This window comes from Bradyrhizobium sp. USDA 4538 (assembly GCF_024171045.1).
GTDB classification, from domain to species: Bacteria; Pseudomonadota; Alphaproteobacteria; order Rhizobiales; family Xanthobacteraceae; genus Bradyrhizobium; species Bradyrhizobium australafricanum.
In genome coordinates this window covers 2,158,294-2,176,366 of sequence record NZ_JALJZE010000001.1, presented here as the reverse complement: position 1 = coordinate 2,176,366, position 18,073 = coordinate 2,158,294, and the positions used below count along the sequence as shown (strand labels likewise).

Sequence of the window (18,073 nt, the reverse complement as noted above, 5' to 3'; positions counted from 1 at the left end):
TTCTGCGGCGGCGAAACGAGGGCCATCGCAGCCTTGCCAGCCGAGCTGGAACTCCATTTGATGCGACCGAGTGACGCTGATGCTGGCTGACCATACCTACGAGCTTAGTCGCGCCGTGGCGCACCGCGTCGCGCCGCAGCAGCTCGGCCAATTGATGAGCGACGAGGAGCTCGAGTTCCGCCACATCGTGGCACGCGGTGTCTCCAATGAGCGGCCGCTAGCCACAGCGAACGACCTAGACGCCCCGGTGCGGGTCGAGAACATACGGCGCCTGTTGCCGGAGCCGCTAACTGCTCCACAGCGTGCCCCTGGCCCACACGTCTACCATGCAGTGGCGCGCTGCATTGCCGCGGGTGAATCGGCAGATGGAGATAAGGACGAATTGATGCGGGACCTCGCATGCGCCGGTATGGCGGCGTCCCTGCGTGTCCACGAGGGGGTGGTGCATGAATAAAATCGTTCGGGACAGCGACGTCGTCGAGCTCAGTGGGCCGCCGGTCTTCAGTTTTAGCGAAAAGGTCCGCGCCAATCGCACTATCCGCAACGATGGCACATATCGCGGCAAGGAGATCGGCGAGATTTTGGTCAAGAAGGGAGATGTCGGTTACGTCGTGTCGATCGGCACGTTCTTGCAGCAATTCTACATCTACGGCGTCGAGTTCCTCGAAAGCGGCTGCCGCGTTGGCATGAAGCGCAAGGAGCTTGAGTCGGTGGACGCATGCGAGGAGATCGATGATCTGCCATTGCCGGAAGAGACTGTGTATGACTGAGGTTCGCTTTCCGAAGTATCGGCGGGGCCAGCGCGTCAAAGCTGCAGTTGACCTCATCAACGACGGCTCTTTTCCCGATACCGAGCCTGAGGGTCTTGTGCTCGGCGCCGGAGCAACCGGCGAGATCGTAAGGGTCGCTATCCATACGGAGGCGGACGTACCGATCTATACTGTCGATTTTGGCGAGCGGCGGCTCATTGGCTGTCTTGAAGAGGAAATCACCGCGCTTTGAGGGGGCTTTCGCGATGAATGCCGGGCTGATGAGGAAGGTAAAGACCGGGCTGGTCCCTCACCCGAACGAGCTGGATCGCAAGCGGATCGAGCGCGGCTTGAGCTCGCGCAATCGCTATCTCTATGTCTCGCCGAACGTGACGCCGGTGAAGGGCGGCTATCTGGTCGAAACTCCATGCTGCTCGCGCAATATCGACAAGGATGGCGGCCTCATTGATGTCGCGCTGATTCTTTATGATGCCGTGAGCGGAATCTGGAAAGTGTTTTGCAAGAACCACGCGCAAGGTATCTGGGAGTTTTACAGCCTTTACCACCGCCTGAGTTCAGCAATCGACGAATTGAACGCGGATCCCGAGCGCTTGTTCTGGCAGTGACGAATTGCCGTTGACGAATCATGGAGAAGTCACGATGGCGCTCACTGCGGAGGAACTGATCGAAATCGAGCGACTGCTTGCGGTCGATGACGCCGACACGAGTCCCTTCGTCGAGCTGCGGCGCCGCTTTCCGCAGCTTGCATGCGTTCGCTGCGATGCGTCGGATGTGACGGATCAGCCGTTTCGGCAATTTCCTAGTTTCGATCTGCATTTGCTCGACGGGTCGGATCACTGCGTGCAGATTACAGCCGATCCGAAGCGGGCGACCGCTATCGTGTTAGCGAAGAGGAATACTGTAGGGTGAACGGAATTGAACTGGCAGAGCATCGGCTTGATGGCCCGGACGGGAAGGAGGCAAATACATCCTTCATTCCACTGTCCGATCCCGATATCAGCTTCGCCGAGCTCTCCGCCGTGGAAGCGCTTCTGTGCACGCCGCAGATCTCCAATGGGCGGATCACCGAGGCGTTCGAGCAGGCGTTTGCCGTCTATCTTGGCCGCAAATATGCGGTAGCAGTATCGAGCGGCACCATCGGGCTGCTGCTGGCGCTCAAGGCACTCGGCGTCGGGCCAGGACAGGAGGTCATTGCCTCGCCGTATTCCTTTCGCGAGACGGTCCATGCGATCGGTCTTGCAGGTGCGCGGGCGGTATTTGCCGACATCGACTATTGGTCGGGAACATTGCTCCCAGAGAAAGCCGAAGAGCGCATCACGGCCAACACGCGGGCGATTGTCGCCGGTAATCCCAACGGCCATCCCGCGCCGTGGTCAGAACTGCGTGTGATCGCGCGGCGCCATCATCTGGCACTTTTGGAGGATTCCACCGAAGCAATTGGATCGCGGTACAAGGGCGAACTGGTCGGCCGGTTTGGCGATCTGGCGGTTTTCGACTTTGCCCAACCCCTGGCCCTAAGCTGCGGCGAAGGCGCAATGGTGGTAACGGACGATATCGACCTTGCGGTTGGCGTGCGGCGCTATCGCGCCCACCGCCTGGACGAGCGCTCTTCCGTGATCGTCGGCGCCACAGCACCGTACCAGGCCGGCATGAGCGATCTCACGGCAGCCTTGGGGCTGGCGCAGCTCCAGCGTCTCGATGAAATCCTGGAGCGTCGTCGCCTGGTGGAGCAGCTCTACAGCGCGCATATGCAATCATTTGAAGGTATTAAGCCGCCTTACGTAGGCCCTCATGTGACCGAGGTTAACTGGTTGCTCTATCTCGTCCATCTGGGAACGCGCTTCACGCGATCCGGCCGCGACGCTATCGTCGAGGATCTGCGCGCCGCCCAAATTGAATCCGTCGCCTATAGCCATCCTCTGCACTTGCAACGCCATTATTTCGACCTCGGCTATCGCCGTGGCGATTTGCTGATTACGGAAAAGATCGCCGATCGCGCCCTGGCACTGCCGTTTCACACTCATCTTTCGAACGACAAGATCGAGTTTATTGTCGAGACCATGAAAGATGCGTCGATCAACGTGGGCGCGGGTGCAGCGATCTACTGAGATGCGGATAATCCGCCAAACGGAAGGACGAGCATTTGAATAGCGATGATCGTAGTTGTGCTTCACCGCGCCAGATGAGCAAGGCGAACGACCAAGGGCGGGCCCGTGAGCACGAAGAAGACCTGCTCGAAGGTAGCGAGGCGCGGTCTGAAATCCACGGCTCGAGGCCACGCGCGAAGCTGCTGGAAACCGAGCTATTCACAATTGAGATCCTCAGTCTCGGCTCGGGTCTTTAAAGTCGGCTAAATAGGGAATTGCAATGGACCCGCAACAAGTCATCATTCACGTCCGCTTCGGCCCGAACGGGAGGGTGATCCAAATCAGCGAGCGTCCGGCGAAGCTCACGCCGGACCAGTGGTTTGATGTGCTCAACACCCGTGTCGGCTCGAATTATCGACCGCTCGCTCGTGGCCGCGGCGCCTTCCGGCTGGCCCGGACTACGGTCGAAGCCTTCAAGCAGGAAACTGCGAGGCCCGGATGAGCAAAGGGATGATTGGCAATCCGATGAGTGACCAGATCGCGGTTTTCGCCGTCTGTCCCGCCGATGCCATCGAGCGAAGTGGCGCCAGGGGCTTCAGCTTGTCGCGAGTCGACGACAGCGGCGAGAGCCGCCCGTTTCCAATTATTGTGGTTCGCACGTTCGGCGACGACTATTTAGGGTACGTCAATCGCTGTCCGCATGACAGCTTATGGCTCAACATCGGCTCCGGCGAGTTTTTCTCCTCTGACCGCTCCTTTCTCAGATGCGGCAGGCACGGTGCCAGATTTGAGATCGACACTGGGCTATGCATCGATGGTCCCTGCAATGGACAAGCGCTTGAACCGGTCGCGCTCGCCATCATCGACGGTGACGTCTGCCTGTGCGGCGTCAGGTTACTGGAGGACGATCGGTTGTACGACTCGTTTGAGGACAGCGACGAAGCCATGGATATTGCGATCCATCCTGATTAACAGGCGTAACACTTGGCCGCTAATCAAGTCGCTTTTAACACGCATCGCCGAATAGAGCCATCGGACTCACGAGTACTGTCCCGGACCCGCGTCAATACGTGTGAACTGAGAGTGAAAGCTGGCGGTCTTGCCGGAGTCCGAACAGCAACCGCGATCTTGGCGGCACCAACGAGGTTTCTGGCGCTAGCTCACCAAACGGCGAGCAAGGCCATTGTTGCCGGTGGATAGAATTTTCGAGAAGGAAATGCCCTCGGCGGCTACAAGTTCGCCGAGGGCACCGTCTGGGCTGTATGAAATGGGGAGGCCCAGACTGACAGGACCGTTTGGTCTGGAGGAATGACGATCCTGTGTCCCGATTTTCCTATCTTCCGATTTTTTGGCCGACCGCTGAAGCGGGCGTAGCAATTGCAATGCCAAGCCTCCGTTCATGCGATGGCCTAGCGGTCACCGCCATCTCGTCAGCCGACGGCGTCGCCAAGGTCGATGCATAACGGGGACATGGGCGCGCTACATACGAACTGCGAATGGCTGAGGCGGAAGAGTGTCGAACGCGATGCAACATTTGTCATGCACGAAACAGAGGCGGGCGACATTGTCGCGAGCTCGGCATAATTGTCGGTCGTCTCAGAGCGAAGAATGAGATTGTTGGAGAAACAAGCGCTGCGCATCTGGTGCGGAACTTGCTTTGGGGGAATTGGATGGTCGCGTAAGTGATGAGGGAAAAGAAGATCACGACGCTGAAATTGATCATGGCGGGTGTTTCATATGGCAAGCATCTGTCGCTGATCGGTCAGCGATGATCATCAATATGTCGCCCGCTCATTTCGCCTGCCTTCGCAAGCACGAGTGGAAATTGGTTATGGCCGATACGGCGTTCGAATGAAGAGAAGACGTTTTGGGCGGATCCCGGATCTTGTCTCTTCTCAGATGAAGCCGTTGATTGCAGGATAGGCGCATGAACGCAGAAACCGAATTCGAGCTTCCTCAACTTTATCGGCATCACGTCTTTGCCTGCCACACGCAGCGTCCGCCCGATCATCCGCACGGCAGCTGCGGCGCTTCTGGGGCGCAGGTCCTCTGGGATCGGATGGGTAAGGCAATCGAAGCCCAAGGCCTCACCGATGTCGGTTTCACCATGGCGGGCTGCCTTGGCTTTTGTAACTCCGGTCCTTTGATGGTCGTCTATCCAGACGGGGTCTGGTATCGCGCCATCACGCCCGAAGACGTTGATGAAATCGTAGACTCCCATCTCAAGCAGGGCAAACGTGTCGACCGCCTCGTGATGGTGCTGAGGCGAAGCTAAAGACTCCGTTTTAGCGCCGCTTGCCCGGGCGTCGTCTATATGGGCAGCTTATATGCCCAGCCAGCTGGCATCTCGGCATATCTCCGATGATCGGGCGCCCTAACGCTTCCAGTACGTGCGCAGCGGCGGACTACTGAACCGTCGTTATGGCCCTGGATCTGGATCATCCGGTGAGAGGGAAGCCTCGACCGGAGTCCTGCTCATGATCGGGTCCGATGAGCCCTGAACTCGAACTCAAGTCTGTTGCAGGAGCGATCGTTCTCACAAGGGGGCGTTCGGGCTTGAAGTCTCGGCTCCGATAAGCAGGGTGACCGCTTCTGCTCCCGCCGAGAAGGAAACACGATTAGGATTTTATTGACCGCTATTGGCTCAATCTGTTTGTGCTCTGTCATTTACCGCCACGTCCAAAGCTCACAGCGAGAGTAATGCTGCGAATGGCTCCCGGCCTTCGGCGAGACGACGTGTCGTTTTACACATCATCCCGCTCGCCTTTGTACTGCACTACAGCGGGGAGACGCGCCAGACGAGGCGGCGCGTCCGAGAGCTCGCTGAAGCGAGTTCTTAGCGTCAGAACTTGTAAGTGATGCCGCCGCTGACGAGCCATGGGTCGATATTGGCGCGGCCGGTGACAGCAATTGCATTGTTTACGGTCGCCGAATAATTCGGTCGCAACCACAACTTCTTCACGTCGAAGTTGAGGCCCCAATGACGGTCAAGCATATAGTCGAAGCCGAATTGGACCGCGGCACCAAGCTGGTTGCTGATGTGCAAATCCGTCACAGCAGGGCCAGTGAGTGACGTATTGGCTGCGGATTGGTTGAAGAATACGGTGTAGTTGATGCCCGCGCCGATGTAGGGCTTGAACGGGCCGAAATCGGTGAAGTGATATTGCAGAGTCAGGGTTGGCGGCAATAGCCAAGCTTTGCCGACATCTAGACCAGTTAGCGTGCCCGCGCCGCTGATGTGATGACGGGTCACGCCGAGAATGAGTTCGGCGGCAACGTTGTTTGTGAAGAAATAGGTGATGTCGAGCTCCGGTACCACTTGGTCGCTGATCGATAGTCCGGAAGCGGGCGAGGACAGCGCCGGCACCCCGGCAACATTGACGGAGCTTCCGGCGGTATCCGGCAAAACGCCAAGCACGCGCAGGCGGATCATCCACGGATTGAAGGGCTCAATCTGAGGTGCTTTGTAGTAGATCGGGGCCCGCGCCAGGTCCGCGGCCTTTACCGGGATGCTGGCCAGCGGGGTCGCGAGCGCAAGCAGCGATGCCGTTGTCAGAATTGTCGTTGTCCTCATCGAATTCTCCATTCCAAAGTTCGCGCGAAGAGTCGCGCGAGACTTCTGTCACACATGGCAGACGGCGAAGGATTTGATGCTGATCAAATGGCGGCGGACGTAGCGCAATTCTGCAGCCACGTTGCATAAGGATCACGGCCGCGAGCTTCGCGTCCTCTGTCTGGATCGTTATTCAGTTCAATGTTCTGTCTGAGCCGAATCTATTCAATAAGCCGCGTCTCGGCGTAAAGCGCCGGCAAATTCAGACTGAAGCCATCATGTGCGATAAGCGCGATCGAGCTGCGGCGGTTTCACACAAGCGGGCGATGGAAAGGTCGTATTCAAGCCGAGCAGCCTGGGCGCTGCTGGTTACGAAGAGCCACGCACGCCGGCCATCCTCAGCGAAGTACTGTCAGCCATTCTGAAAATGGACAGGAGTGGGAGGATCGTTGTTCGGATTGGTCGGCGGCAATAGTAGTATGATCGATCGTTTCCTCACCACGATGGACAGTGGGTGTCCTGTTGTTCGTGGGAGCACCCCTCAAGATCATCTTGCGTATCCCGACCAAGAAGCGACAGCACGAGTTCATGATCGAAACCGGCGCATCTTGCACCGTCGGCGTTGATCAGCGGTCGTCTGATCAGGAGCGGATCTGCCAGCATCGCCGCGAGCGCACTCGCGGCGTCGATTGTGTCAGGATTAATGTCCCCCGACTTGATACGAGGCGCGGCTCGGTTGAACCAGGATGCGATCGGCATACTGCCGAAGAAGCGTCGCAAGTCCTCCGCAGCCCATGGCTCCTTCAATATATCCTTGGCTATCAGGTCGTGGCCAGCGGCCTTCAGCGCGAGCATCTGACGCGCATTGGTGACGCAGCCTGGCTTCCGATAAAAAAGGATTGTCGCCATGGTGTACCTCATGTGGCCGCGCCGAGCTGAACGGTCGGCGGCAATTCCGCTACGTCCGAAAGCGCATTTTGACACCGTTGCGCACCATCGCCCGTCAGTGGCGTAAGCACCGTACCGTGCGTGCGCTGGCGTTAGTGCGATCGACGGCCGTGATCTCCCGCGGTGGCTCGCAAACGAGCAAGATCCGAGCCAGCTAGAAATTGACGCGCCAACTTATCAACGAGCATCGGCCTTTTATGTCTCATAGCGAATCTCGAAACAGGACCCAGTTAGCTTCGATCCGCAGGCGGCCGCGTGCTTCTAGCTGCCGTAAGGTCATGCGTCAATCTGATCAGCTGGATCGCGAGTTCTGCCGCACAATTGATTTCGTCATCCTCGACCCACGAACACCCTCGCCAGGCCACTTGGATGTTCCGACTTCGACCTGCATTTCACTCTTCGCAAATTGCCGACCACCGCCTTGCAAGAAAGGGAGCAAGTCCCGTTCCATTTAAGGGCATTGGATGAGGTCATGCCAAGCTGCGGCTTTTCGGTTGATGGGTGTTGCCGTTGTTCGTTTTCTGACAGGCGCGAAGATCCTGTCCGTCCAAAACGTCTTGGGGCTACTCAACGGACAGTTGGTTTTTTAGAACCTAATCAGAAGCTTAATGAGCCTGGATAGCGTTGGCATGGCAGTTGCTATTCACCGGCAGCAACACTGAGTGAGGGGCTGGGTGCACGCCGACGCGTAAGACGAGCGATGCGCTCCTTCCCTTGAACCCGTGTGCCCCGTTTCTGAAAGAGAAACAAGCTCGCGTGTAGGAAGCACGCAACTTTTGGCAAATCGGTTGATGGAGAACTAAATGTCTTCACTGAGACAAATCGCGTTCTACGGAAAGGGCGGCATCGGCAAGTCGACCACTTCCCAGAACACGTTGGCGGCACTGGCCGAAATGGGCCAGAAAATCCTGATTGTGGGATGCGATCCTAAGGCGGATTCGACGCGCCTGATCCTGCATGCCAAGGCGCAGGACACGATCTTGAGTCTTGCAGCGAGCGCCGGCAGCGTGGAGGATCTCGAACTCGAGGATGTAATGAAGGTCGGCTACAAGGACATCCGCTGCGTGGAATCCGGTGGTCCTGAGCCGGGTGTCGGCTGCGCCGGCCGCGGTGTCATCACCTCGATCAATTTCCTGGAGGAGAACGGCGCCTACGAGAACATTGACTATGTCTCCTACGATGTGCTCGGCGACGTCGTTTGCGGGGGCTTCGCGATGCCAATCCGCGAGAACAAGGCGCAGGAAATCTATATCGTCATGTCGGGTGAAATGATGGCGATGTATGCCGCAAACAACATCTCCAAGGGCATCCTGAAATACGCCAACTCGGGTGGCGTGCGGCTGGGTGGCTTGGTCTGTAATGAGCGGCAGACCGATAAGGAGCTGGAGCTGGCGGAGGCGCTGGCGAAGAAGTTAGGCACTCAGTTGATCTACTTCGTGCCGCGCGACAATGTGGTGCAGCATGCCGAGCTGCGGCGCATGACGGTGCTCGAGTATGCGCCCGAGTCGCAGCAGGCCGATCACTATCGCAATCTTGCAACCAAAATCCACAACAATGGCGGCAAGGGCATCATTCCCACCCCGATCTCTATGGACGAGCTCGAGGACATGCTGATGGAGCATGGCATAATGAAGGCCGTCGACGAATCCATCATCGGCAAGACCGCCGCCGAACTCGCGGCCTCATAAGGGTCTCGGGTCGCGGCCTGTTGAAGGCGCGCGACGGATGCCGGTCTCCCTCACCCCCCATCCGGGGAGACCGGCACTCTAACAGCACTCGACCAGCCAGAACGGGGCGGGGCAAACGTGACTGCTTAGCCCAAAAACATCATGCCCGAAACGCACCTCCTTACGTTTATGGCTGCTTGCGCCGTCGATGCGAGCAGCGATGTGCAGCGAGGAATTGAAACCTACCGAGCGCTTATTGGCGTGCCTCCTGAAGATGCCGACATTGTCACCGACAGCAATTTCGATTGCCATGTCCTGGCGTCGATCCTGGCGGCCGCCTCGATGGATGGTGGTGCGCTTCCCGAGAAGGCCGGTCTGTCCGGCCACGAGCTGGCGGCCCTGCTGGGGCTCTATTTTCCGTCGGTTGAGGTCAAGATCTCGGAGCAGCTCCTGGCGTCTAAGTGCGATGAAAATGACGAAATCTCGATGGTGCGCGATCTCTTACTCAAGCAACGCTCGACGGAAGGGCATATCGGCGGCTGGCTGGCCGCGATGATCGCCCGCCGCTCCATAGAGCCAGATCACCTGTGGGAAGATCTCGGATTGCGCAATCGTGGCGAACTCTCGCGACTACTAAGCCGCCACTTCGCGCCCCTCGCCGCGCGCAATATCAACAATATGCGCTGGAAGCGCTTCTTCTACCGCTCGCTATGCGAGGATGAAGGCCTCGTCATGTGCACCACGCCCGTGTGCACACAATGTAACGACTTCAATCTCTGCTTCGGCGAAGAAAGCGGCGAGAGTCGGATGGCCGAGCGCCGGCGCGACCTTCTGTTGCAGGCAGCTCGCCCGGAAGTCAGTGGCGACTGGCCTATTTGAGTTGCCACAAGGTTCCTCGATCTCCCGGTCATCTGATAACGCATCGCGGGCTTTGGCGAACTTCGCAGGAGCTGAAGAGCGAGGCTAACGCCATTCGATGCGGACGCAACTATGAGGTCCAAGGCGATGCCGAGCCAGAGGGGATTCGCAACGTTTTCCGCATCCCGTAGTGCAATCGCGTCAACATTCGAGTTCAGCGAGGCAAGAGGCAAGGTGAGGCGTCCGCTTCGTGAACCTGTCGCGTTTGCGACAATCCAATTGCGAAGGTCAGCCGAGGAGAAGAGCGTATCATTTTCAACGGGTTGTCAACGATGGCGGGCTGGCATGCGGGTTGCTGAAGCGCTCTAGGTCGAAAACAATGAGGAGCCCTTTCGTGATGGCCGCCACCACCACCGCCAAACCGCCTTGGTCCGAGCAGGCGCACGTCCGGCCAACCGTGCTCAACGACACGACATTACGCGACGGCGAGCAGGCGCCTGGTGTTGCGTTCACCACCGAGGAAAAGCTGGCGATCGCGCAGGCTTTGGCGCGCGCGGGTGTGACGGAGATCGAGGCGGGAACGCCCGCGATGGGCAACGAGGAGATCGCCGCTATCCGCACAATCGTCGAAGCGGAGCTTCCGCTGACCACCATAGGCTGGTGCCGGATGCGGCAAGCGGACATCGATGCCGCGATCGAAGCGAAGGTGTCCATGGTCAATATATCGATCCCAAGTTCCGATGTGCAGATCGCGGCCAAGCTTGGCGGACGTCGCGAGCTGGCGCTGGAACAAGTGAAGCGAGTAGTAGGTTATGCCCGTGAGCAGGGACTTGAGGTCGCTGTCGGCGGCGAGGACTCCTCCCGCGCCGACATCGATTTCCTCATCAGACTGGTAGCAGCGGCAAAAGCGGCGGGAGCGCGTAGATTTCGCATTGCCGATACGCTCAGTGTGCTCGACCCGGACACAACCTTCGCGCTGGTTGGAAATTTGCGTGCGACCACGGATCTCGAACTCGAGTTTCATGGTCACGATGATCTTGGTCTCGCAACCGCCAATACGCTCTCCGCCATCAAGGCCGGCGCAAGCCACGCCTCGGTAACCGTTATCGGCCTCGGCGAGCGGGCCGGAAATGCACCGCTCGAGGAGGTCGCGGTCGCGCTCAAGCAGCTCTATAGCCGCGAGACTGGCATCATACTGTCGGAGCTCGAGAACGTCGCTGCGGTGGTTGCAGCCGCAGCCGCACGTGCGATTCCCCTGAACAAGGCCATCGTCGGAGAGCATGTGTTTACGCATGAATCGGGCATTCATGTGGATGGCCTTTTGAAGGATCAACGCACCTACCAGGCGCTTGATCCGGTTCTGCTTGGGCGCCGCAACCGTTTTGTGATCGGCAAGCATTCCGGGCTGTCGGCGATCACCGCGTTGCTCAAAGAATTACAGCTCGTCGCCAGCACCGATCAGGCCAGACAGATCCTGTCGCAAGCACGCCAACATGCCGTCGAGCACAAGCTACCGGTCGAGCGCGAAACCGTGATGGCGATCTGGCGCGATGTGTGCGGATGCTTGGCGACCCACCCGGCGTGACCAGCCCCGCCCAGCAACGTCTAGGATACACTCAAGACCAAGCGCGCGAGGACGGAATCGTTGATCGGCGGCAACACTGGCTTGCCTCCGCATGTTGCGCGAGGGGCATGCACTACGATGACCAGGCTCTGCCGCGTTTTCGCCGACCGTTCACCCGCTGATTCAAAGGAGATTTTTCGATGAGTAACTCGCACCCAGCAGCCGGTATCCTGGATCGGCTCAGCAAGGCTTCGTCGGCGGAAGAGTTTTTTTCACTGCTGGGCGTCGATTACGACCCTATGATCGTCGATGTCGCGCGCCTTCACATCCTAAAGCGCATGGGACAATACTTTGCCAATGAGCAATTCGCTGGTGTCGCAGAGCCGGACATCAGAGCTCGTTGCAAAGCGATGCTGGAGCAGGCCTATGCCGACTTCGTGGCATCGTCGCCAATCGAGCAGCGGGTGTTCAAGGTCTTGAAGGATGCCGTCGCAGACCGTGGCAAGCCGACGGCCTTTGTCCCATTGAGCGAGCTGAAATGATCTTACGCTGACGGCTCCTCGTGCAGGCTTCGTCTCCTTCCATCAACTCTCTCCGCCAGGACTCGCGCGACGCTGTCGTATTCCCGACCCTTGTCCGAACGGATCGTGTCCTGGGATTGGCAGTCGTTCCAAGTGCCTCATAAGCCGTTGATTTCGCCCGATTTACTTGGTTCTTGCAACTGGTACGACACTTGCTGTTGTCGTATCGATCCAGTCATCGATGCAATAAATGGTAGCCGTCCGAAATGAGATCTGAAGGAAGACCTTTCACGTTACGTCTACTGCCTACCGAGTTGTACGGCAACATTACGTGGCTCACGCTCACGCAGTGCCAAGCGAGATGGCTTTTGATGCGATTAAAGCCACTATGGAGCCCGCGAGGGCGGCCAACGGGTAAGCCGCCCGTCCACGCTTCAATTGGGGAGCGTATGCACATCTTCGTCAGCATCAGGCGGGTGCCCGCTTGTGCGCAGATCTACATCTACCCCACGGCCGATAGCAACATGCGGCAAAAAGAGTGGACAACGGTGGCCCACGCGAGTCACCAGCGCTGGCGGCCAAGCACTCATCGCACGATAGCGCGGGGGCAAGATCACCTGGGTCGTTACTGCCGATGTGGAGCGCTGGACCGAAAGCGAGGTGCAGCTCTTGCGAAGCAAGTGGGCCCGCGTACTCAAGCATGGACAGGGTCAACCAGGGTGATCGCAGCGGCCTGGCCGCCTCGCTGGCGCTTGTCGAACGGAGCCCACAGGAAGCCTGTCTCCAGGCCCTCTCGGAATCTGGCCCGCTCCGTGCGTTCGCCCCGAGCGACGCCTCTCGTTGCGCGGTCGGGCCGCACCGAGCAGGCGGAACCACCGTGCAGCCGGCCATCTGCTGAGCAAAACTGATCTTCAGCCAACCGAACTGGAAACCAATCCTGTGGCGCGGGCGCGCGCACTATTGAGGGGAATTTAAAACATGAGCAATGTCACCAAAACGGCTGCGCCGCCGGCGGCCGGCCGCGCCGCGGCCAAAAAGGAACTGCCGGAGCACTTTAAGGCCTACAAGCATGTCTGGGTTTTTGTCGAGCAGGAGCGCGGCCAAGTGCATCCCGTCTCCTGGGAACTGATGGGGGCGGGGCGCAGACTTGCCGACAGGCTGAAGGTGAACCTCGCCGCGGTCGTTATTGGTCCGGAGGGGCAGCCGACGCGTAACGCCGCACTTGAATCGTTTTGCTATGGCGCCGATCTGGCCTATCTCGTGAGCGATAATGTTTTGTCGGATTACCGAAATGAATCCTATACCAAAGCGCTAACCGAACTCGTCAACACCTACAAGCCTGAAATCCTGCTGTTGGGCGCGACGACACTCGGTCGCGATCTTGCAGGTTCGGTGGCGACCACCTTGTCGACGGGGCTCACCGCCGACTGCACCGCGCTCGATGTCGACGCAGATGGGTCGCTTGCAGCGACGCGTCCGACCTTTGGCGGCTCGTTGCTGTGCACGATTTATACCTTGAACTACCGTCCGCAGATGGCAACCGTCCGGCCGCGCGTCATGCCGATGCCGGAGCGTGTCGTCCGCGACGCCGCTCGCATCATCATCCATCCGCTCGGTCTTGTCGAAGACGATATCGTCACGAAAGTGCTCACGTTCATTCCCGATCGCGATTCCGAAACGTCAAATCTGGCTTATGCAGATGTCGTCGTCGCCGGCGGCTTGGGACTGGGATCGCCCGAGAACTTTCGGCTGGTGCGAGAGCTAGCAACTCTTCTTGGCGCCGAGTACGGTTGCTCGCGTCCTCTAGTGCAAAAAGGATGGGTGACGTCTGACCGGCAGATCGGCCAGACCGGCAAGACCATCCGGCCAAAGCTCTACATTGCCGCCGGCATTTCCGGCGCAATTCAGCACAGGGTCGGCGTGGAGGGGGCGGACCTGATCGTCGCGATCAATACCGACAAGGACGCACCGATCTTCGATTTCGCTCATGTCGCGATCGTCAGTGATGCCATGCAGTTGCTCCCGTCGCTGACGGCCGCATTTCGCGCCAGGCTCTTGCCGAATTCGCGCGCCCGGCTCGCGGTCTAGAGGAGATGATGTGATGATTGAAGAGAGGTTCGATGCGATCGTTGTCGGAGCCGGTATGGCCGGCAACGCAGCGGCGTTGACCATGGCCAAGCACGGCATGAAGGTGCTGCAGCTCGAGCGCGGCGAATATTCCGGATCGAAGAATGTGCAGGGCGCAATCCTCTATGCCGACATGATGGAAAAGCTGATACCCGAGTTTCGCGAGGAGGCGCCGCTCGAACGCCATCTGGTCGAACAGCGGTTCTGGATTATGGACGATCGCTCCCATGTCGGCGTGCACTACCGATCGGATGACTTCAACGAGGAGCGGCCGAACCGATACACGATCATACGCGCGCAGTTTGACAAATGGTTCTCCTCGAAGGTGCGGGAGGCCGGCGCGACCGTGCTGTGCGAGACGACAGTCACGGAGCTCGTACGGGACGACCATGAGAGGATCGTCGGAGTTCGTACGGATCGCCGCGACGGCGAAATACACGCCGACGTCGTCGTGCTGGCCGAGGGGGTCAATGGTCTCCTCGGCACGCGGGCGGGCCTGCGCGCGCGGCCGACACCCGATAATGTCGCGCTCGCTGTGAAGGAAATGCACTTTTTGCCTCGCGAGACGATCGAGGCGCGTTTCAATCTTAAGGGCGACGAAGGCGTCGTGATCGAGGCTGCCGGTACCATTTCCCGCGGCATGACCGGAATGGGTTTCATCTATGCCAACAAGGAGTGCATCTCGCTCGGCATCGGCTGCCTCGTCGCCGATTTCCAGCGCACCGGCCAGACACCCTACGGCATGCTCGATCATTTCAAGCAGCATCCCTCCGTGGCGCCGCTGATCGCAGGTTCCGAAGTCAAGGAATATGCGGCACATCTCATTCCTGAAGGCGGGTACAAAGCAATCCCGCAGCTCTACGGTGAGGGTTGGGTGGTGGTGGGGGATGCGGCACAGCTCAACAATGCCATTCATCGCGAAGGCTCCAATCTTGCGATGACCTCAGGCCGCATTGCGGCCGAAGCGATCGCCCAGGTCAAATCGCGCCGCGAGCCGATGACCGCAAAAAATCTGTTGCTCTACAAGAAGATGCTGGACGAGTCCTTCGTCATCAAAGACCTCAAGAAGTACAAAGACATGCCGACGCTGATGCACACCCATTCGCAAAACTTCTTTCTTACCTATCCGCAGCTTATCTCCAAGGCGCTTCAGAACTTTGTACGCGTCGACGGTACGCCGAAGGTTGAGAAGGAGAAGGTGACCCTGAAATCCTTCGTCAAGGCGCGGTCATGGACAGGTCTGTTCGGGGATGCGTGCCGTTTTGCCAGGGCCTGGCGCTGACCGGCAACAGTGTGAAATCGAACAATGGAAGGCCAAAGAATGAATGTCGAGCCCTCAGTGCGCGTCGAAGACAAGCTGTACTACAACCGCTATCTTGTCGATGTCGGTCGCCCTCACGTCACCGTGCGCCCGCACACCACGCCGTCGCCGCAGCTACTTGCGCTTTTGAAAGCCTGCCCTGCGCGATGCTACGAACTTAACGACAACGGCCAAGTCGAGATAGCCGTCGACGGCTGCATCGAGTGCGGCACCTGCCGCGTCATCGCTGAACCCTCCGGCGACATCAAATGGAGCCATCCGCGCGGCGGGTACGGCGTGCTGTTCAAGTTTGGCTGAGAGTGCAGCGAAAGGCGGCGGTGAGATCGCCATCACAAGGAGGATCTCGCCGCCTTTGTGGCGCATTCTGGCTCGTCTGCACTTAAGATGAAATTCAAACGAGGCAACCGAGGAGATGCCCGCAAGACTCAGATTGAGGATATCATGCTCGCTTGAATGCCGAGGATTGGTCGTGCCGCAATGGAGTGGCGCCGTAAGCGGTGTCGATCCGACCGCACAAAGGAATCAGCCCGTCGGCTTGGACGGGGCGCGCCCGGCGGCCTCGATCGCAACCGCCACTGATTGCACAATCGCAGCAAAGCGCACGGCAGCCTGGATCACTCCGGAACTGACGCCCTCAGTCCGCAGCGTCTTCTCATGAGCGTCGATGCAGGCACCGCAGCCATTTATGGCCGAGACCGCCAGCGACCACAGCTCAAAATCGGATTTATCCACGCCAGGATTGCCGATCACGTTCATGCGCAATCGTGGCGGCATGGTCTTGTATTCCGGGTTGGACGCGAGGTGAACGAATCGGTAGTAGACATTGTTCATCGCCATCACAGAGGCTGCGGATTTCGCTGCGGCGATCGCCGCGGGCGTCATCACGGCAGCTGCTGCCGCTTCGATCGCGGCAATCAAGTCTGCATTGCGAGTGGCAATCGCGCTCGCCAGCAGCAGGCCGTATTGTCGCTGCGGCGACAGCGTATCATCGGCCAGCAAGGACGCCAGGTTAAGCCTGACGTCCTTGGCGAAATCGGGAATAGTCTCATTCAACTGCTCAATCGACGACATGCTGCCTCACGCAACCTTCAGCGTTTCGCCGCCGACTTCGCGGTTGCAGGGACAGAGTTCGTCGGTCTGCAGCGCGTCCAGAACGCGGAGCGTGTCCTTGGGGCTACGCCCGACGTTCAGATTTGTCGCATAGACGTGTTGGATTATGTTGCCGGGGTCGACGATAAAGGTGTAGCGATAGGCAACGCCCTCAGGTGAACGTACGCCGAGGCCGTCGACTAAGGTTCCTTTTGTGTCGGCAAACTGCCAAATCGGCAAGTTGTGCAGGTCTGCATGCGAGCGCCGCCAGGCGAGCTTGCAGAACTCATTATCAGTCGAGCCGCCCAGTACCACAGCGTCGCGATCGGTGAATTCCTTGGATAGCCGGCCGAACTCAGCAATCTCGGTCGGACAGACGAACGTAAAATCTTTGGGGTAGAAAAAGATGATCTTCCATTTTTCTGGGAAGCTCGTTTCGGTCAGCGTCTCGAACGCGCTGTGTCCTTCTTCTTCCTGCGCCTGAAAGCCGGGCTTCACGCCTGTGATTTCGAACGGCGGCAACTGACTTCCAATTCCGAGCATGCTGACCTCACAAGTGTGCTTTGCGTAAGTGGTGTCGTCATTGCTGAAGCAAGCTATATGCCATCCGTTGTCAAGATCGGATTGTCGCGACTAAGATCACCAGCGGCTTGGGTCTGACGGCCCTCACATCCCACCTCCAATCATGCTGTCTGGATGCGATGCTCGATCGTTTGAAAGGTCATGGACGGGTGCGTACGTGACGATTGGGCTGCCGCAGTCCAAGTTAGCAACCGAATTTCGCGACCAGCGATTGAACCGCTGTTCGAAAACGGCTACTTGCCGACCGAAAATGGACTCACGGCGTCCTCGCAGAGCAGCTTACAGTGTGAAACGGCTGCTGATGCTAAGGCTGTTTTCGTGGGCGGCGAAGGAGCCTCATCGGCGATTCCGGAATCGACGCCGGCGATATTCTCGCAGCCGTCATCAAGCTGTCCGGTATCATCGTCCCCAAATAGCTCCAGCTAGGGCTGAAGGCGCGGCGTCGCCCCGGGCGCGTGGAGACAACGCGCCACCATTCCTCTACGGCTTGACGATCGCAAAGTAGCAGCGTGCCAACATCACCGGTAAAAGCTCTCCAGTCGGCAAGACATTTTCTTGGAACAGCTGTCAGGAGCGGCGTACCCCGAGTGATCGCATCAACAAATTCAGCGCGCAGGCCGCAGCCAACCGCTTCCTGTTTTGCGAATTTGCTGATCACGAGGAGATCGACTTTGTCGCGAAGCGCCTGGGAAACGACAACTGCGGCCTCGGCCAATCCGTTTGTATCGAGTTTACAGGACGCCGCCCCGCTGCCGAGTAGCTGGGAAATCGAGATATCTCGCCCTGTGGCAACGTCGATTGCGAGCATTACGTCCGTGCCGTTTGCATTCCTGAAGGGTCGATGGACGATGCCGCCGACGCGTACGTCATGCCGCGCGAGATCCTGGACGAAATCGGCAAGGAGCTCGTCGGCGTCATCTTCTGGCTGGTAGAGAACCGCCGCCACAGCTGTCGGATCGACGTCATCAAGGTTATCGATCATGGCC

The 18,073-nt window shown here is 58.7% G+C and carries 22 protein-coding genes; 17 read left to right on the top strand and 5 right to left on the bottom strand.

Translation table 11 applies throughout. From position 1 onward, the window contains the following. The first annotated feature begins 70 nt into the window (after positions 1-70). The 10 genes from J2R78_RS09490 (at position 71) to J2R78_RS09445 (ending at position 5,132) form a co-directional block, all read left to right on the top strand. Positions 71-454, top strand: a complete 384-nt coding sequence (locus J2R78_RS09490) for a hypothetical protein (RefSeq protein ID WP_253588059.1) — start codon at positions 71-73, stop codon at positions 452-454. Next, positions 447-770 (top strand): nitrogen fixation protein NifZ, encoded by a 324-nt coding sequence (locus J2R78_RS09485; protein WP_057018208.1) that lies wholly within the window; start codon positions 447-449, stop codon positions 768-770. The genes J2R78_RS09490 and J2R78_RS09485 overlap by 8 nt, the downstream gene beginning before the upstream one ends. Further along, a complete protein-coding gene (locus J2R78_RS09480; RefSeq protein ID WP_057018209.1) occupies positions 763-1,002 on the top strand; it encodes a nitrogen fixation protein NifZ in 240 nt (79 codons plus the stop codon). The genes J2R78_RS09485 and J2R78_RS09480 overlap by 8 nt, the downstream gene beginning before the upstream one ends. 13 nt (positions 1,003-1,015) lie before the next feature. Beyond that, positions 1,016-1,375, top strand: a complete 360-nt coding sequence (locus J2R78_RS09475) for a DUF3024 domain-containing protein (RefSeq protein WP_253603980.1) — start codon at positions 1,016-1,018, stop codon at positions 1,373-1,375. 34 nt (positions 1,376-1,409) lie between these two features. Continuing rightward, positions 1,410-1,679 (top strand): hypothetical protein, encoded by a 270-nt coding sequence (locus tag J2R78_RS09470; protein ID WP_057018211.1) that lies wholly within the window; start codon positions 1,410-1,412, stop codon positions 1,677-1,679. A gap of 5 nt (positions 1,680-1,684) precedes the next feature. Beyond that, positions 1,685-2,878, top strand: a complete 1,194-nt coding sequence (locus tag J2R78_RS09465) for a DegT/DnrJ/EryC1/StrS aminotransferase family protein (protein ID WP_253609789.1) — start codon at positions 1,685-1,687, stop codon at positions 2,876-2,878. Positions 2,879-2,913: 35 nt separating this feature from the next. Then, positions 2,914-3,114 (top strand): hypothetical protein, encoded by a 201-nt coding sequence (locus J2R78_RS09460; protein WP_253603978.1) that lies wholly within the window; start codon positions 2,914-2,916, stop codon positions 3,112-3,114. Between the two features lie 23 nt (positions 3,115-3,137). Further along, positions 3,138-3,359, top strand: a complete 222-nt coding sequence (locus J2R78_RS09455) for a hypothetical protein (RefSeq protein WP_057018212.1) — start codon at positions 3,138-3,140, stop codon at positions 3,357-3,359. Then, positions 3,356-3,829, top strand: a complete 474-nt coding sequence (locus J2R78_RS09450; protein ID WP_253588058.1) for a Rieske 2Fe-2S domain-containing protein — start codon at positions 3,356-3,358, stop codon at positions 3,827-3,829. Before J2R78_RS09455 ends, J2R78_RS09450 begins: the two co-directional genes overlap by 4 nt. 955 nt (positions 3,830-4,784) lie before the next feature. Beyond that, positions 4,785-5,132: a ferredoxin gene (locus J2R78_RS09445; protein WP_253588057.1), complete on the top strand. Its 348-nt coding sequence runs from the start codon at positions 4,785-4,787 to the stop codon at positions 5,130-5,132. A 567-nt stretch (positions 5,133-5,699) separates the two neighbouring features. Here J2R78_RS09445 and J2R78_RS09440 read toward each other — a convergent pair. Both J2R78_RS09440 and J2R78_RS09435 read right to left on the bottom strand, forming a co-directional pair. After that, a complete protein-coding gene (locus tag J2R78_RS09440; RefSeq protein WP_375167007.1) occupies positions 5,700-6,443 on the bottom strand; it encodes an OmpW family protein in 744 nt (247 codons plus the stop codon). Positions 6,444-6,905: 462 nt separating this feature from the next. Further along, positions 6,906-7,319, bottom strand: coding sequence for an ArsC/Spx/MgsR family protein (locus J2R78_RS09435; RefSeq protein ID WP_253603976.1), 414 nt, complete (start codon positions 7,317-7,319; stop codon positions 6,906-6,908). Positions 7,320-8,161: 842 nt separating this feature from the next. On the opposite strand from J2R78_RS09435, the gene nifH reads away from it, so the two are divergent. The 7 genes from nifH to J2R78_RS09400 all read left to right on the top strand — a co-directional run bounded on the left by nifH (position 8,162) and on the right by J2R78_RS09400 (position 15,713). Next, complete coding sequence (gene nifH / locus J2R78_RS09430) at positions 8,162-9,046, top strand: nitrogenase iron protein (protein WP_057018216.1); 885 nt, start codon at positions 8,162-8,164, stop codon at positions 9,044-9,046. Positions 9,047-9,187: 141 nt separating this feature from the next. Continuing rightward, the gene (locus J2R78_RS09425) at positions 9,188-9,904 is read left to right on the top strand and encodes a nitrogen fixation protein NifQ (RefSeq protein WP_253588055.1); all 717 of its coding nucleotides are present in this window, start codon (positions 9,188-9,190) and stop codon (positions 9,902-9,904) included. 376 nt (positions 9,905-10,280) lie between these two features. Further along, positions 10,281-11,468 (top strand): homocitrate synthase, encoded by a 1,188-nt coding sequence (nifV, locus tag J2R78_RS09420; RefSeq protein ID WP_253588054.1) that lies wholly within the window; start codon positions 10,281-10,283, stop codon positions 11,466-11,468. Between the two features lie 179 nt (positions 11,469-11,647). Beyond that, positions 11,648-11,989: a nitrogenase stabilizing/protective protein NifW gene (gene nifW / locus J2R78_RS09415; RefSeq protein WP_253588053.1), complete on the top strand. Its 342-nt coding sequence runs from the start codon at positions 11,648-11,650 to the stop codon at positions 11,987-11,989. 957 nt (positions 11,990-12,946) lie between these two features. Continuing rightward, the gene (locus J2R78_RS09410) at positions 12,947-14,056 is read left to right on the top strand and encodes an electron transfer flavoprotein subunit alpha/FixB family protein (protein ID WP_253588052.1); all 1,110 of its coding nucleotides are present in this window, start codon (positions 12,947-12,949) and stop codon (positions 14,054-14,056) included. Positions 14,057-14,069: 13 nt separating this feature from the next. Then, a complete protein-coding gene (locus J2R78_RS09405; protein WP_253588051.1) occupies positions 14,070-15,377 on the top strand; it encodes an FAD-dependent oxidoreductase in 1,308 nt (435 codons plus the stop codon). Positions 15,378-15,416: 39 nt separating this feature from the next. Then, positions 15,417-15,713: a ferredoxin family protein gene (locus tag J2R78_RS09400; RefSeq protein WP_069277631.1), complete on the top strand. Its 297-nt coding sequence runs from the start codon at positions 15,417-15,419 to the stop codon at positions 15,711-15,713. A gap of 225 nt (positions 15,714-15,938) precedes the next feature. Here the strand turns inward: J2R78_RS09400 and J2R78_RS09395 are convergent, their stop codons facing one another. The 3 genes from J2R78_RS09395 to J2R78_RS09385 form a co-directional block, all read right to left on the bottom strand. Beyond that, positions 15,939-16,487 (bottom strand): carboxymuconolactone decarboxylase family protein, encoded by a 549-nt coding sequence (locus J2R78_RS09395; RefSeq protein ID WP_069277632.1) that lies wholly within the window; start codon positions 16,485-16,487, stop codon positions 15,939-15,941. A gap of 6 nt (positions 16,488-16,493) precedes the next feature. Further along, positions 16,494-17,048 carry a peroxiredoxin gene (locus tag J2R78_RS09390; protein ID WP_069277633.1) on the bottom strand — a complete coding sequence of 185 codons (555 nt, stop codon included), beginning with the start codon at positions 17,046-17,048 and terminating at the stop codon, positions 16,494-16,496. 343 nt (positions 17,049-17,391) lie between these two features. After that, positions 17,392-18,069, bottom strand: coding sequence for a DUF2478 domain-containing protein (locus J2R78_RS09385; protein ID WP_069277634.1), 678 nt, complete (start codon positions 18,067-18,069; stop codon positions 17,392-17,394). Between the last annotated feature and the right edge of the window lie 4 nt (positions 18,070-18,073).

Bases quoted from the DNA above. Each gene is read 5' to 3' on its own strand.
- J2R78_RS09435 (WP_253603976.1), bottom strand. From the start codon at position 7,319: ATGGCGACAATCCTTTTTTATCGGAAGCCAGGCTGCGTCACCAATGCG.
- J2R78_RS09445 (WP_253588057.1), top strand. From the start codon at position 4,785: ATGAACGCAGAAACCGAATTCGAGCTTCCTCAACTTTATCGGCATCAC.
- J2R78_RS09425 (WP_253588055.1), top strand. From the start codon at position 9,188: ATGCCCGAAACGCACCTCCTTACGTTTATGGCTGCTTGCGCCGTCGAT.
- J2R78_RS09405 (WP_253588051.1), top strand. From the start codon at position 14,070: ATGATTGAAGAGAGGTTCGATGCGATCGTTGTCGGAGCCGGTATGGCC.
- nifV (WP_253588054.1), top strand. From the start codon at position 10,281: ATGGCCGCCACCACCACCGCCAAACCGCCTTGGTCCGAGCAGGCGCAC.
- J2R78_RS09390 (WP_069277633.1), bottom strand. From the start codon at position 17,048: ATGCTCGGAATTGGAAGTCAGTTGCCGCCGTTCGAAATCACAGGCGTG.
- J2R78_RS09385 (WP_069277634.1), bottom strand. From the start codon at position 18,069: ATGATCGATAACCTTGATGACGTCGATCCGACAGCTGTGGCGGCGGTT.
- J2R78_RS09480 (WP_057018209.1), top strand. From the start codon at position 763: ATGACTGAGGTTCGCTTTCCGAAGTATCGGCGGGGCCAGCGCGTCAAA.
- J2R78_RS09455 (WP_057018212.1), top strand. From the start codon at position 3,138: ATGGACCCGCAACAAGTCATCATTCACGTCCGCTTCGGCCCGAACGGG.
- J2R78_RS09485 (WP_057018208.1), top strand. From the start codon at position 447: ATGAATAAAATCGTTCGGGACAGCGACGTCGTCGAGCTCAGTGGGCCG.
- J2R78_RS09400 (WP_069277631.1), top strand. From the start codon at position 15,417: ATGAATGTCGAGCCCTCAGTGCGCGTCGAAGACAAGCTGTACTACAAC.
- J2R78_RS09450 (WP_253588058.1), top strand. From the start codon at position 3,356: ATGAGCAAAGGGATGATTGGCAATCCGATGAGTGACCAGATCGCGGTT.
- J2R78_RS09470 (WP_057018211.1), top strand. From the start codon at position 1,410: ATGGCGCTCACTGCGGAGGAACTGATCGAAATCGAGCGACTGCTTGCG.
- J2R78_RS09395 (WP_069277632.1), bottom strand. From the start codon at position 16,487: ATGTCGTCGATTGAGCAGTTGAATGAGACTATTCCCGATTTCGCCAAG.
- J2R78_RS09475 (WP_253603980.1), top strand. From the start codon at position 1,016: ATGAATGCCGGGCTGATGAGGAAGGTAAAGACCGGGCTGGTCCCTCAC.
- J2R78_RS09440 (WP_375167007.1), bottom strand. From the start codon at position 6,443: ATGGAGAATTCGATGAGGACAACGACAATTCTGACAACGGCATCGCTG.
- nifH (WP_057018216.1), top strand. From the start codon at position 8,162: ATGTCTTCACTGAGACAAATCGCGTTCTACGGAAAGGGCGGCATCGGC.
- nifW (WP_253588053.1), top strand. From the start codon at position 11,648: ATGAGTAACTCGCACCCAGCAGCCGGTATCCTGGATCGGCTCAGCAAG.
- J2R78_RS09410 (WP_253588052.1), top strand. From the start codon at position 12,947: ATGAGCAATGTCACCAAAACGGCTGCGCCGCCGGCGGCCGGCCGCGCC.